The following is a 13701-nucleotide window of genomic DNA, read 5'->3' as shown; positions in this document are numbered from 1 at the left end:
AATGCTTTGCCATTCATGTACAAATCATGTTGATAGTATAAGTTTATTCCGTTGATTTAAGCGCCTCTGGTAGGATGAACGAAAGACACCCACTCATGTTTTTTCGTACGCTACAGGAGCCGCTTCGATGACCACTCCCACGGACCAGGACCAGCCAGGACAGGGGCGTCTCGTCCACGCTCCCGCCGATCATCCCCCCGTTGCCCGCGCCAAGGTGGGAGTGGTACTGGCCAACCTGGGCACGCCGGATGCCACCGATTACTGGTCCATGCGCCGTTACCTGAACGAGTTCCTGTCGGACAAGCGAGTGGTGGACTATGCCGCCTGGAAGTGGCAGCCCTTGCTGCAACTGGTCATTCTCACCAAGCGACCCTTCGCCTCGGGCCAGGCCTACCGCAGCATCTGGAATACCGAGCGCAACGAAAGCCCACTATTGACCATTACCCGGGCGCAAACGCAGAAAATGGCAGAAACATTGCACCGGCAATACGGCGACAATGTGGTGGTGGATTTCTGTATGCGCTACGGCAACCCCTCTACCGAAAGCGTACTCAAGCGCCTGCAGGCACAAGGGTGCGAAAAGATTCTTTTCTTCCCGCTTTATCCGCAATACGGCTCGCCCACGACCGCCACCGCCAACGACGAGGCCTTCCGCACCCTGATGAAGCTCAAGTGGCAGCCGGCGATTCGTACGGTGCCCGCCTATTTCGCCCATCCCCGCTATATCGAGGCCCTGGCCAATTCCGTCGAGGAGGGCTATGAGCAGGCCGCGGGCCGGCCGGATATCCTGGTGGCGAGCTACCACGGCGTACCGGAGCGTTATCTGCTGGAAGGCGATCCCTACCATTGCCATTGTCAGAAGACCACGCGTCTGTTGAAGGAGCGGCTGGGCATGAGCGATGACGAAATCGTGACCGCATTTCAGTCTCAATTCGGCCCCGAGAAGTGGGTGGGTCCGGCAACGGTGGACCATGTGGCGGAGCTCGCGCGTCAGGGGAAGAAGCATATCGCCGTGATTTCTCCAGCATTTTCCGCCGACTGCGTGGAGACCCTGGAAGAAATACAGCAGGAGATCCGCGACAGCTTTCTCGCCGCCGGGGGCGAGACGTTTACCTATATCCCCTGTCTCAACGATCGCGACGACCATATCGATGCCCTGGCAGCGGTAGCGGGCAACGAGCTCGGCGGTTGGGTATGATCGGAAGGTTATAGTCGTTCGGGGCTCCGGCGACCAATAATAGCGAGACTGGATAGCGGAAAACGTATTGTTGCCTGTCTTGAAGGGAGTGATGCGCAAACAGGGAGAACAAGCAGATGCAACTAGCCGTGTTAGCGGGATTTCTGTTGGCGGCCTTGGCGCCACTGCTGCACCACTGGTTTGGCCACCGGGCGAGCCTCGTGTTGGCGATTTTCCCTGCCCTGCTCGCCGTCTGGCTGGTAGGGCAGGCACCCCAGGTCATCGATCAGGGAGCGGTCCTGGCCGAGTGGGTCTGGGTCCCCTCGCTGGATATCACGCTCTCTTTCATGCTGGATGGACTTTCGCTGCTGTTCGGCTTGTTGATCAGCGTGATCGGCGCATTCGTGCTGGTGTATGCCGGTGCCTATCTCAGGGGCCATCCCGATCTGGTGCGCTTTCATGTGGCACTGGTGGCGTTCATGGTATCGATGTTCGGGTTGGTGATGGCGGATGGGCTGGTCACGCTGTTCATCTTCTGGGAGCTTACCAGCATCACGTCCTACCTGTTGATCGGTTTCAATCATGCCGATATCGAAGCCCGCAAGTCGGCGCGCCAGGGACTGATCGTGACGATGGGGGGCGGCCTGGCGTTGATGGCTGGCCTGATCCTGCTGGGCACGGCGGCGGGGAGCTGGTCCTTTTCCGGTATCGCCGCGCTGGAAGCAAACCTGCGCGAACACGATCTCTATACGCCCATCTTGATCTGCCTGTTGTTGGGGGCATTCACCAAATCCGCCCAGTTTCCCTTCCATTTCTGGCTACCCAATGCCATGGCCGCGCCGACGCCGGTGTCGGCCTATCTGCATTCGGCCACCATGGTAAAGGCGGGTATCTATCTATTGGCGCGCCTGCAACCCTCACTCGGCGGCACCGAGCTATGGGTGGGGACGCTATCGCTGATCGGTGCACTGACCATGGTGACCGGCGCTTTCCTGGCCATCCGCCACACCAACATCAAGAAGCTGCTGGCATATTCGACCGTCATGGCGCTGGGCTTGTTGACGATGCTGCTGGGCATCGGCACCGAAAAGGCATTGATTGCCTTTGCCACCTTCCTGCTGGCCCATTCGATGTACAAGGGGGCGCTGTTCATGATCGCCGGCATCCTCGACCACTCCACCGGCACCAAGGATGTCACCGCCATGGGCGGCCTGCGTTCCCTGATGCCGGTGACGGCAGGCATCGCCCTGATAGCGGCGCTGTCCCTGGCTGGAGTGCCCCCGCTATTCGGCTTCATCGGCAAGGAACTGATGCTGGAAGCCGTACTCGGTGCGCCTCGGTATGCCCTGGGGCTGGCCCTGCTGGCCTTGTGTGCCGCTTTCCTGACCATGGCGGTGGCGGCTATCGTCGCCCTGAGACCCTTCTATGGCCAACGCCGCCAGACGCCGAGGACGCCACATGAGGCGCCGCTGGCCATGCTGCTGGGGCCAGCCCTGCTGGCGGGGGGGTCGCTACTGCTGGGGCTGGTGCCGTCATTACCGGGGACTGGACTCTTGGCCTCGGCAGCCAGCGCCGTCAGCGGTGAGCCGGTAGCGCTATCGCTGTCGTTGTGGCATGGCTTCAACCTGCCTCTTCTGCTGTCGTTCATCAGCCTGGTAGTGGGGTATCTGCTGTTTCGCCACTGGGACCGCCTCCGGGCGCGCCTGACGATGCTTGATCCGGTCATGCGCCATGGCCCGGAAGCTGGCTATGAAGGCTTCATGAACGCTATCGTGCATGTTTCCGAGTGGCAGACGAAGGTGCTGCAGAATGGCTACATGCGCAATTATATCCTGGTCATGCTGCTGACCTTGATTGCGCTGATCGGCAATTCGCTGCTGGTACGCCACGCCCCGCAGTTCTCTCTCCACTGGGATGTGCGTTTTCATGAAGTGGTAGTGGTAGGCACCATCGCCATGGGGGCGTTGTTCGCCACCATCTCACGCTCACGGTTGGGGGCGGTAGTGTCCATCGGCGTGATGGGGTTCTCCATCGCCTTGATCTTCATTCTCTTCAGCGCCCCGGACCTGGGCATCACGCAGCTTCTGGTGGAAACCCTGACGGTGATACTGCTGGTGCTGGTGCTGTTCCGTTTGCCGCGTTACGCGAGTCTGTCATCGAATCTCGAACGCATTCGCGATGGTGGTGTGGCGGCTGTCATGGGCATCCTGATCGGCCTATTGGTTCTTTCCGCCTGGAGCGTCCAGCAATTCGAGCCCATTTCCACCTACATGATCGAAAACAGCGCGCCGCTGGCTCATGGTCGCAATATCGTCAATGTCATCCTGGTGGATTACCGGGCGCTCGACACGCTGGGTGAGATGTTCGTCCTGGCGCTGGCTGCCATCGGCGTGGTGGCAATGTTGAAACTGCGTGCGACGGAGAGCGAGCCGCTGCGCAAGACGACAAAACCCAAGGAGCCGCGGGATGGTTAAGTCCGGTACGATCATTCTCAATACCGCAGCGCATTTCTTGATGCCGCTGCAATTGCTGTTCTCGATTTTCCTGCTGCTGCGGGGCCACGATGAGCCGGGCGGTGGCTTCATCGCCGGACTGGTGGCGGCTGGGGCGTTCACCCTCTACCTGTTCGCCTTCGGCGTGAAGGCGACCAAGGGCGTGCTGCGCATGGTCGACCCGCGTGATCTGATCGGTGTCGGCCTGTTGCTGGGGATGATATCGGTGGTGCCGGCATGGTTCATGGGTCAGCCGTTCATGACCGCGCAGTGGTGGACGATCCCTGTGATCAATTTCAAGGCCTCGACACCGTTGATCTTCGATATTGGCGTCTATCTGGCGGTACTCGGTTCGGTAACCGCCATGGTGATGACCTTGATGGAGGGGGACAAGGATGAATCCTGAGACGAGCGAATCTATATGGCCATCGACAGTAGTGAAAGGAGGCGCCCCATGGAACCGCTAATGGCTGTCGCCATCGGGATACTTTACGCTACCGCCATCTTCATGATGTTACGACGTTCGATCGTCAAGCTAGTGATCGGGCTGATACTGCTTTCCAACGCCGCAAACCTCTTGATTTTTACCACCGCCGGCATGACCCGGGGCGCTCCGCCACTGATCCCGGAGGGCATGTCCCGACCGCTGGGCGCCATAGCCGATCCTTTGCCCCAGGCGGTGGTCTTGACCGCGATCGTCATCGCGTTCGGCGTACTGGCGTTCTCGGTAGTGCTGGTGCGGCGTGCCTATGAAATCGTCAAGGCGGAAGACATGGACAAGATGAAGGATACCGATACGTGAATCCCGAAGTCGCCTTGCCCATTCTTGTGCCGCTGTTTTCCGGCGCCGTTTCACTGCTGTTCTGGCGTTCGCGTCCCATGCAGCGCTTCATTGCGGTAACCGGCAACCTGGCACTGCTGATAGTGAGTCTATGGTTGTTCGTGTCGACCCACCAGCTAGGCTATATCACCCTGCAGATGGGCGATTGGCCGGCACCGTTCGGCATTACTCTGGTAGCGGACATGCTGAGTGCGGTAATGATACTGCTGACGGCCATCATCGGCCTGTCGATGGGGATCTACTCACTGGCCACAACCGCCCAGGGGCATGAGAAGTTCGGCTATTATCCCCTGCTGCATCTGATGTTGGCCGGGGTGGCCGGGGCCTTCTTGACCGGAGATATCTTCAATCTCTACGTCTGGTTCGAGGTCATGCTGGTGGCTTCCTTCGCGCTGTTGATACTGGGTGGCGAGCGGGCCCAGATGGAAGGCGCCATCAAGTACGTCACCATGAATCTGCTGGCATCGGTAATTTTCCTGACTGCCATCGGCCTCTTGTACGGCATGGTCGGCACGCTGAACATGGCCGATATTGCTCTGCGCCTCGACATGGCCGAACACCAGGGCATGGTGGAAGTCCTGGCGGTGATGTTCATGGTGGCGTTCGGCATCAAGGCGGCGGCGTTTCCGCTGTTCTTCTGGTTGCCAGCCTCCTATCACACCCCGCCGGTGGCGGTGTCGGCGCTGTTCGCCGGGCTGTTGACCAAGGTGGGGGTATACGCGCTGTTCCGGGTCTTCACCCTGATGTTCGACCAGTCCATGGGCTACCTGCAGGACATCATGCTGTGGGGGGCGGCGCTTACCATGGTGACCGGCGTGCTGGGGGCGGCGGCGCAATACGAGTTTCGCCGGATACTGTCGTTTCATATCGTCAGCCAGATCGGCTACATGCTGCTCGGACTGGCGCTCTATACACCGCTGGCGATCGCCGGTGGGGTCTTGGCGATCGCCCACAATATCGTCGTCAAGACCAATCTCTTCTTGATCAGCGGCATTACCCATCGGCTGCAGGGTACCCACCAGCTCAAGAAGATGGGGGGACTCTATCGCGAGCGACCGTGGCTGGCGGTGGCGTTTTTCATCTCCGCCTTCTCTTTGGCCGGCTTTCCACCGCTGTCGGGGTTCTTCGCCAAGTTCGTGCTCGTTCGGGCGGGGATCGAGGCGGGAGCCTACGCGGTCACGGCGGTGGCCCTGGCGGTGGGACTGATGACGCTCTATTCCATGGTCAAGGTATGGAACGAAGTGTTCTGGAAAACCCTGCCCGAGGATAACTGCATTCTTCAGGAGCCGGCCCCGGCGGGAGATGATGGGCGCCTGGTCAAGCCCAGCTTGTGGTTGATGTATCTGCCGGTCGTGGTGCTGGCGCTGGGCTCGGTGCTGATCGGAATATTCGCCGAACCGGTGATGCGGGTCATGGAGACCATCGGCGAACAACTGATGAATCCCACGGACTATATCCGGGCGGTACTGGGAGAAAATGCCGATGGGGGTATCTCCCTGCTCGAGGCCGAGGTACAAGAGGGGAGCGGGCCATGACGGGTGCTATCTGGAATTTGCTGCTGGGACTTGCCTGGGTGGTCCTGAGCGGCGACTTCACCGGTCCCAACCTGGTGGTAGGGTTGGTGTTCGGCTATCTGGCGCTGGTTCTGGTCGAGCCGCAACTGAAGTCGTTGCACGGTTATTCCGCTCGCATCCCGCGAATGCTGTTCTTTTGCGGATTCTTCATCAAGGAGTTGTTCCAGGCCAATCTGCGGGTGGGGTTCGATATCATCACCCCACCCTGGCATATGCAACCCGGTGTCATTGCCTTTCCCCTCGAGGCGCGCACGGAGATGGAGATCACCATGGTGGCGAACCTGATCTCACTGACTCCCGGCACCTTGAGCCTGGATGTTTCCGACGATCGCAAGGTGCTCTATATCCATGCCATGTTCCTCGATGACGAAGAGGAGCTGAGACGCAATCTCAAGGAGATGGAGCATCGCGCCTTGGCGCTTTTTCGTTAGTCGGGGTCGTTGATACGAGTTCGTTGATGCGAGTTCGTTGCGACGAGCTTGTAGATATGAGCTTGTAGATATTAGCTCGATGACTCGCCATAGGAGAGCCGCTTGGATACTGTAATACTGATCAGCCAAGTGCTGATGAGCCTGACGCTGGTCTTGACGTTTGTCCGCGTAGTGCGCGGCCCGAGCCTGCCGGATCGAGTGGTGGCCTTGGAGCTTTTCTCCACCACCGTGGTCGGACTGGTCGGTCTCTATGCGATCAAGACGGGTGTGGCCAGCTTCCTGGATGCGGCGATCGTCATCGCTCTGATGGGGTTTCTGGCGGCGATCGGTTTTGCACGTTTTCTCGAGCGGGGAGGACCGCGCGATGATTGATTTCATCAAGGGCAGCTTGATCCTGGTAGGGGCTTGCTTGATGCTGCTATCGGCCATCGGGCTGCTGCGTCTCCCCGACCTGTTGACCAGGATGCACGCGACCACCAAGGCTGCTGCGCTCGGCGTCATTTTGATCATGGCGGCGGTCGGCATGCACTTTGCGCAAGCCGGGGTGGTGGCGCGCGCTTTCGCCATCATCACGTTCATTCTCATCACGGCACCCATCGCGGCCCATGTGATCGGCCGTGCGGGGTATTTCGTCGGTACCAAGCTGTGGAGCGGGACCATCAAGGATGAGTTGCGGCCCAACTACGATCCCCTGACTCACGAATTGAAAAGTGGCCTGGAAACCCGGGAAAACGCCAAACGCCAACCGCGCGACAGCGACCCCGACTGATCGGGACCGGCGCTTGTGCCAACTTTTGCTTTCGCCCCCTGGCGTGATACCGATAACTGGGCGATCATCTCGCCAAGATTAAGCCTAGTAGCCTAGTTTGTACGAAAAGTAGCCATGCCTTGCCGGCCGTTCGCACCGGTCGGCTCATCCGGACCAAGAGGAATTCATGTCAGCCAATTCTGCTTCGACTGTGCGCTATCGCGCACGCGCCGGGTGCCTGCTTGGGGCTACGGCGGCGCTGGCCCTGCTGACGGTCTCACCCGCCCAGGCCGCCAACAACCTCATGACCGAGGTCGACGTCCAGGCGGCGGAGGAGGTGCGTTACGCCGATTTCGATCAATGGTTGAATGACTTTCGCCGCGATGCCCGGGCCGAAGGAATCAGCGACTCGACTCTCCGCGAAGCTCTCGACGGGCTGCGCTATCGCGAGCGGGTGATCGAGCTCGATCGCTACCAGCCGGAATTCGTTCGCGCCATATGGCAATACCTGGACAGTGCGGTTTCCTCCACTCGTGTCGACAACGGCCGTGCCAAACTGGCCGAGCATCGCGACACCGCGAGCGAGATGCAGCGCCGCTACGGCGTTCCCGCTGAAGTCATCGTTGCCATCTGGGGCATCGAGAGCAACTACGGCAGCAATTTCGGGGACTTCTCCACTCTCGAAGCATTGGCGACCCTTGCCTTCGAGGGACGCAGAAGCGCCTTCGCCAGAGGGGAATTGCTGGCAGCACTGCGCATCATCGACCAGGGCGATATCGAGGCGCAGCGCATGGTCGGCTCGTGGGCCGGGGCCATGGGCCATACCCAGTTTATCCCTTCGAGCTTCGAAGCTTATGCCGTGGATGGCGATGGCGACGGCCGCCGGGATATCTGGGAAAGCATTGCCGATGTCATGGCGTCTACCGCCAACTATCTGGCCAAAGCCGGCTGGCAAGCCGGCCAACCGTGGGGTGCCGAGGTGGAACTTCCCCAGGGTTTCGACTATGCCCAGACCGGCCGCCGCAGCAGTGCCGAGTGGGCCGCCCAGGGAGTTGCACCACAGCGGGAAGGGCAGGGTGCACTGCCCGATTTCGCCAGTGCCGAAGTGATCGTCCCCGCCGGCGCGGATGGCCCGGCGTTTCTTGTAGGCCCCAATTTCCGCGCCATCCTGCGTTATAACAATGCTACCAGCTACGCTCTGGCGGTGGGCACGCTGGCCGATGCCATTGCCGGCCGGCCGGGTATCGAGCGCAACTGGCCGCGCGATCAAGAGCCGTTGAGCCGGGATGATGTCGCGGAACTCCAGCGCCTGTTGAATGCCAATGGATACTCGGTAGGCGGTGCCGATGGCATCATGGGGCCCAATACCCGTCAGGGCGTGCGTGCCTTCCAGCGGGATAGCGGCATGACCCCGGACGGCTTCGCCACTCAAGCCTTGCTCGCGCGGTTGCGAAACGCGTAGCGAGCCCGCTGTAACATCATTTATAGGGAGAAAGCCTATGCCATTGCGCAAAAAGAGTCGCGCTGGTCACGGAAGAAAATTGCTGGGCGCCTTGTTGGCGGGCCTGATGTTGACTGCCGGATTCACTCATGCCGACGGTTCCGGTAACAAGAAAGTGTTTGGCTGGGTGGAAAAGGCGGTATTGGGCCCGGGCGATATCGAGGTGAAGGCGAAGCTGGACAGCGGGGCGTTGACCTCGTCACTGGATGCCCGGGATATCGAGTTGTTCGAGCGCGATGGTGAAGAGTGGGTGCGTTTTCGCCTCAAGCTCGAAGATCAGAGCAGCGGCGAGGTGTTCAGCGATACCCTCGAGCGTCCGCTGTATCGCGAGCTTGCCGTGCGCGGCGCTGGCGGCCGGGACGAACGCCCGGTGGTACTGCTCAAGGTATGCATGGGCGATACCTACTATGAGGAGCAGTTCAGCCTGCGCGACCGCGAAGAGATGAATTATCCGCTACTGCTCGGGCGGCGCACGATCGGCCATCTGGGGCTTCTGGACGTCACCGAGACCTTCCTGCAGAGCGCCGAATGCTCCGAGGAGTCGGAGGTGATACCCCACGAGCCCGAAGAGGAGCAAGGGTAGAGGAACGAGATTAGAATAGCCGCGCCAGCAGAGCGGTGACGGCGGTTTCCACCCGCAGGATGCGCGGGCCCATATGAATCCCCGCGCATCCCGCCTGCAATAGCTGCTCGACCTCCCAGGGGATGAAGCCACCTTCCGGTCCCACCAACAGCAGCGTAGACTCGCTGACTCCCCGAGGGCAGGCCTGTGGCATGCCGGGATGTGCCACCAGCCCGTTTCGCTGGGCCAGCAGTTCCGGCAACCGGTCTTCCACAAACGGCCTGAACCCCTTGGCCAGGGTAATTTCCGGCAGCTGCGTGTCACGCGCCTGTTCGAGTCCCAGGATCAGGTGCTGACGAATCTTTTCCTCGCGCAGTTCGGGGGACTGCCAGTAGCTCTTCTCGACACGCTGGGTATTGAGCAGTGTCAGTTGCTTCACGCCGAGGGCGGTGACGTGCTCCAGCGTGCGCGCCAGCATCCGCGGGCGCGGCAGGGCCAGCACCAAGTGGACCGGCAGGGGAGCGGGAGGCGCTTGCTCGAGCGCTTGCAGTTCGAAGTGCGCCGCCTGGTCATCCAGCCGGGTGAGAATGGCCGTACCCATGTTGCCGCCCTGAATGCCCACGCTGAGGCAATCGCCGATACTGGCGCGATGCACCTCATGCAAATGGCGCAGGCGGCGTGGATCGGTAATGCGAATGGCACCAGATGTTTGGTAGTCGTTGGGGTCGATCAGGATCAGGTTCATGGTCGGGCGACGCTACTGTCTCGCTGGAAAAAGGCAGGCATGGCAAGGCGGGACGTCTATTTATCGTCTGCTACCTTGCATGGGCGTATGGTGCAGGCACAATACCAGCATCAGCCGTAACCCCCTATGGTTAAATACGATCAAGGTCCGGGTTAAATACGATCAAGGTCCGGGTTAAATACGGACCCAGGTCCGTGGCGATATCGGTTCGCGACTGAGCTCAAGGATATGTCGCAGTCATCATGATAAGGAGAGGCGCAGTGCGCGTAATTCGCAAATATGCCAACCGCAGGCTTTACGATACCCAGCAGAGTCGCTATGTCACGCTGGAAGACTTGCGCCGCTTGATTCTTGAGGAAGAACCGTTTCGCGTGGAAGATGCCAAGAGCGGCGAAGACCTGACGCGTACCATCCTGCTGTCGATCATCATCGAGCAGGAACAGGCCGACAGTGACGCCGATGTGTTCTCCAATGACCTCCTGGCCCAGCTGATTCGCGTCTATGCCATGTCATCGCCGCTACCGCTGTCGCGCTATCTCGAGCAGGGTACACAACTGATGCTCGAGCAGCAGCAGCGCATGCAGAATCAGTGGAAACAGGCCATGCGCCACTCGCCCGTGGAGTTCATGCGTGAGCTGGCGGAAGAGAACATGCGCTTCTGGCAGAATACGATCAACCAGTCGGCCAAGGCTGACAGCGACAACGAAGACGACGCCGAAAGCGACGAGAACGATAAAAGCGGCAAAAACAGCAAAATCGACAAGCCGGACTCGTGAGCCCCGGCCGCGCCAAGCCAGGTTGAACGTGGTGGGCACATAGCGGTACACGTAGTGATATAAAGCAGTGATAAAATCCAGTGATATAAAGCAGTGATAAAAATAGCGGCGGGTTACCCGGTTAACAAAGGATGAAGATGAAGGTTTTGATCATTGGCGGCGGTGGCCGCGAGCATGCGTTGGCCTGGAAGGTCGCCCAGTCCCCGGCAGTGGAACAGGTGTTCGTGGCGCCCGGCAATATGGGAACCGCCATGGAGCCGAGCGTGGCGAACGTCGCCATCGACGCCACCGATATCGATGCCCTGGTAGCCTTTGCCGGCGCCGAGCAGGTGGGGTTGACCATCGTCGGCCCCGAGGCGCCCTTGGTACTGGGCGTGGTGGATCGCTTCCAGGCGGCTGGCCTGGCGATCTTCGGCCCCAGCCAGGCGGCAGCCCAGCTGGAGGGCTCCAAGTCCTTCACCAAGGACTTCCTCGCTCGCCATGCCATTCCCACCGCCGACTACCAGACCTTCACCGAAGTGGCTCCGGCACTCGACTACCTGCGCCGGGTGGGCGCGCCGATCGTGATCAAGGCGGATGGCCTGGCGGCGGGCAAGGGCGTCATCGTCGCCATGAGCGAAGCCGAAGCCGAAGCCGCCATTCGCGACATGCTGGAAGCCAACGCCTTCGGCGATGCCGGCGCGCAAGTGGTGATCGAAGAGTTTCTGGATGGCGAAGAGGCCAGTTTCATCGTCATGGTCGATGGCGAAAACGTGCTGCCCATGGCGACCAGCCAGGACCACAAGCGTGCCTACGACGGCGATACCGGCCCCAACACCGGCGGCATGGGCGCCTATTCTCCCGCGCCGGTGGTCACCGCCGAGGTCGACCAGCGCATCATGGAACGGGTGATCCTGCCTACGGTGAAGGCGATGGCGGAGGAGGGACATCCTTATAGCGGTTTCCTCTACGCCGGCTTGATGATCGACAGCGAAGGCAACCCCAAGGTGATCGAGTACAACTGCCGGTTCGGTGATCCCGAAACCCAGCCGATCATGTTGCGTCTGCAATCGGACCTGGCCGAGCTATGCCTGGCCGGAGCCCGGGGCGAGCTCGACGGCAAGCAGTGCCAGTGGGACCCGCGCGCCGCCGTAGGCGTGGTGATGGCCGCGGGCGGCTACCCTGGCAGCTATCGCAAGCAGGATGCGATCGAGGGGATCGAGCGTGCCGAAGCGGCAGGCTGCAAGGTCTTCCAGGCCGGAACCGGACGCAACGATCAGGGCGAACTGGTGACCAGCGGTGGTCGGGTGCTGTGTGTTACCGCACTCGGCGACAAGGTCTCCCTGGCTCAGCAGCAGGCCTATGCAGGGGTGGAGCAGATTCATTGGCAGGGGGTCGAGTACCGCCGCGACATCGCCTTCCGGGCGATCGCGCGGGAAACGGCGCAATAACGGCAACGGCCTCGCCACTTGCGACAGTCGATACTCACAAGGAAACGAGCATGGAACGAGTGAAGCTGGATTTTCCCCACGACGCCGTCATTCACCGCCACCCGATGACGGTGAGAGTGACCGACATGAACTACGGACGCCACCTGGGGCACGATGCGCTGGTTTCAATACTGCATGAAGCGCGCATCCAGGCCCTGGCCGCGGTGAACCTGGTGGAGTGGGACATGCACGGCTATCCCAGCGTGGTGGTAGATCTAGCCGTACAGTACCAGAGTGAAGCCCGATGGCCCGACGCCCTGATGGTGGAAACCGCTATCCCCGCTCCCGAAGGCAAGGCACTGACTGTCTATCATCGCATCCTCAAGGAGGATGGCACCGTGGTGGCGCTCGCCAGACTCAACAAGTTGCTGATCGACATGCAGACTGGCCGCCCCGTGGCGATTCCCCCGGCCTTAGTGTCGGCGTTTTCTTCGGTGGAACGAGCCTGATGTCGCGGGAATACCCGGTCATCGCGGTAACCGGCTCCTCGGGTGCCGGTACCACCACGGTGAGGCGCAGCTTCGAACGCATGTTCCAGCGCGAGGATGTGCATGCCGCAATCGTCGATGGCGATGCCTTCCATCGCTATACCCGTGACGACCTGCACCGTATCTTCCGCGACGAGCCCGAACGCAAGGACGAGCTGTCCCACTTCGCGGTGGAAGCCAACCTGCTCGACCGCCTGGAAGCCCTGCTGAGCGAATACGGCGAACACGGTACCGGCACGTATCGACACTACATTCATGCCGAAGACAAGCAGATGATCGAGGCCGGGTGCCGTGTCGGCACCTTTACCGAGTGGCAGGCGCTGCCCTGCGGCACGGACCTGCTGTTCTACGAAGGGCTTCACGGCGGCCTGGTCACCGAGGAGCACGATATCGCCCGCCACGTGGACCTGCTGGTCGGCGTGGCGCCGACGCTCAACCTGGAGTGGATTCAGAAGATCGACCGCGACACCAAGCTGCGAGGCTACTCCCAGGAAGCGGTGATCGATACCATCCTGGGACGCATGGACGATTACGTGCGTTATATCCAGCCCCAGTTCTCGCGGACCCATATCAACTTCCAGCGTGTGCCGACGGTGGATACCTCTAACCCCTTCGAGGTCCAGGACATTCCCACCGATTCCGAATCCTTCGTGGTGATCCGCTTTCGCGATCCGTCCACGGTGGATTTCCCCTGGTTACTGGCGATGATCAAGGATTCCTTCATGACACGCCCCCATACCCTTGTAGTGCCCGGCGCACGCATGTCGCTGGCGATGGAGCTGATCCTGGCACCACTGGTTCGTCATCTTCTCGCTCAGCGGCGTTTCCGCTGAACGGGTAACTGTCCCGGTAACCGTCCGAGCCCGAAGATACACCGGGCGGCCCATGAGCGGGGCG

General features: G+C 60.7%; 15 protein-coding genes. 14 read left to right on the top strand and 1 reads right to left on the bottom strand.

Annotation, left to right across the window (positions count from 1 at the left end; all coding sequences use genetic code 11):
• The first annotated feature begins 127 nt into the window (after positions 1 to 127).
• The 10 genes from hemH to R5M92_RS07990 all read left to right on the top strand — a co-directional run bounded on the left by hemH (position 128) and on the right by R5M92_RS07990 (position 9347).
• The gene (gene hemH, locus R5M92_RS08035) at positions 128 to 1198 is read left to right on the top strand and encodes a ferrochelatase (RefSeq protein WP_346795385.1); all 1071 of its coding nucleotides are present in this window, start codon (positions 128 to 130) and stop codon (positions 1196 to 1198) included.
• 116 nt (positions 1199 to 1314) lie between these two features.
• The gene (locus tag R5M92_RS08030; RefSeq protein WP_346795384.1) at positions 1315 to 3651 is read left to right on the top strand and encodes a putative monovalent cation/H+ antiporter subunit A; all 2337 of its coding nucleotides are present in this window, start codon (positions 1315 to 1317) and stop codon (positions 3649 to 3651) included.
• Positions 3644 to 4075: a Na+/H+ antiporter subunit B gene (locus tag R5M92_RS08025; RefSeq protein ID WP_346795383.1), complete on the top strand. Its 432-nt coding sequence runs from the start codon at positions 3644 to 3646 to the stop codon at positions 4073 to 4075. The genes R5M92_RS08030 and R5M92_RS08025 overlap by 8 nt, the downstream gene beginning before the upstream one ends.
• 48 nt (positions 4076 to 4123) lie before the next feature.
• Positions 4124 to 4471 (top strand): Na+/H+ antiporter subunit C, encoded by a 348-nt coding sequence (locus R5M92_RS08020; protein WP_346795382.1) that lies wholly within the window; start codon positions 4124 to 4126, stop codon positions 4469 to 4471.
• Entirely contained in the window at positions 4468 to 6045 is a 1578-nt protein-coding gene (locus R5M92_RS08015; RefSeq protein ID WP_346795381.1) for a Na+/H+ antiporter subunit D, read from the top strand. Before R5M92_RS08020 ends, R5M92_RS08015 begins: the two co-directional genes overlap by 4 nt.
• Positions 6042 to 6515, top strand: a complete 474-nt coding sequence (locus R5M92_RS08010; RefSeq protein WP_346795380.1) for a Na+/H+ antiporter subunit E — start codon at positions 6042 to 6044, stop codon at positions 6513 to 6515. Before R5M92_RS08015 ends, R5M92_RS08010 begins: the two co-directional genes overlap by 4 nt.
• A 102-nt stretch (positions 6516 to 6617) precedes the next feature.
• Positions 6618 to 6887: a cation:proton antiporter gene (locus tag R5M92_RS08005; protein ID WP_346795379.1), complete on the top strand. Its 270-nt coding sequence runs from the start codon at positions 6618 to 6620 to the stop codon at positions 6885 to 6887.
• Positions 6880 to 7284 carry a monovalent cation/H(+) antiporter subunit G gene (mnhG, locus tag R5M92_RS08000; RefSeq protein WP_346795378.1) on the top strand — a complete coding sequence of 135 codons (405 nt, stop codon included), beginning with the start codon at positions 6880 to 6882 and terminating at the stop codon, positions 7282 to 7284. The genes R5M92_RS08005 and mnhG overlap by 8 nt, the downstream gene beginning before the upstream one ends.
• A 166-nt stretch (positions 7285 to 7450) precedes the next feature.
• Positions 7451 to 8725 (top strand): lytic murein transglycosylase, encoded by a 1275-nt coding sequence (locus R5M92_RS07995; RefSeq protein WP_346795377.1) that lies wholly within the window; start codon positions 7451 to 7453, stop codon positions 8723 to 8725.
• 37 nt (positions 8726 to 8762) lie between these two features.
• Positions 8763 to 9347, top strand: a complete 585-nt coding sequence (locus tag R5M92_RS07990; RefSeq protein ID WP_346795376.1) for an ATP-dependent zinc protease — start codon at positions 8763 to 8765, stop codon at positions 9345 to 9347.
• Between the two features lie 10 nt (positions 9348 to 9357).
• Here the strand turns inward: R5M92_RS07990 and R5M92_RS07985 are convergent, their stop codons facing one another.
• The gene (locus tag R5M92_RS07985; protein ID WP_346795375.1) at positions 9358 to 10071 is read right to left on the bottom strand and encodes a 16S rRNA (uracil(1498)-N(3))-methyltransferase; all 714 of its coding nucleotides are present in this window, start codon (positions 10069 to 10071) and stop codon (positions 9358 to 9360) included.
• Between the two features lie 260 nt (positions 10072 to 10331).
• On the opposite strand from R5M92_RS07985, the gene phaR reads away from it, so the two are divergent.
• The 4 genes from phaR (at position 10332) to R5M92_RS07965 (ending at position 13637) form a co-directional block, all read left to right on the top strand.
• Positions 10332 to 10847, top strand: coding sequence for a polyhydroxyalkanoate synthesis repressor PhaR (gene phaR / locus R5M92_RS07980; RefSeq protein WP_346795373.1), 516 nt, complete (start codon positions 10332 to 10334; stop codon positions 10845 to 10847).
• 137 nt (positions 10848 to 10984) lie between these two features.
• The gene (gene purD / locus R5M92_RS07975; protein ID WP_346795372.1) at positions 10985 to 12277 is read left to right on the top strand and encodes a phosphoribosylamine--glycine ligase; all 1293 of its coding nucleotides are present in this window, start codon (positions 10985 to 10987) and stop codon (positions 12275 to 12277) included.
• Positions 12278 to 12327: 50 nt separating this feature from the next.
• Positions 12328 to 12765, top strand: a complete 438-nt coding sequence (locus R5M92_RS07970; RefSeq protein ID WP_346795371.1) for an acyl-CoA thioesterase — start codon at positions 12328 to 12330, stop codon at positions 12763 to 12765.
• On the top strand, positions 12765 to 13637 hold the full coding sequence (locus R5M92_RS07965) for a phosphoribulokinase (RefSeq protein WP_346795370.1): 873 nt from the start codon (positions 12765 to 12767) through the stop codon (positions 13635 to 13637). The genes R5M92_RS07970 and R5M92_RS07965 overlap by 1 nt, the downstream gene beginning before the upstream one ends.
• The last annotated feature ends 64 nt before the right edge of the window (positions 13638 to 13701 follow it).

The organism is Halomonas sp. Bachu 37, assembly GCF_039691755.1.
Lineage (GTDB): Bacteria > Pseudomonadota > Gammaproteobacteria > Pseudomonadales > Halomonadaceae > Vreelandella > Vreelandella kashgarensis.
The sequence above is the reverse complement of the archived record's forward strand: the minus strand, read 5'-3'. Positions and strand labels throughout refer to the sequence as shown.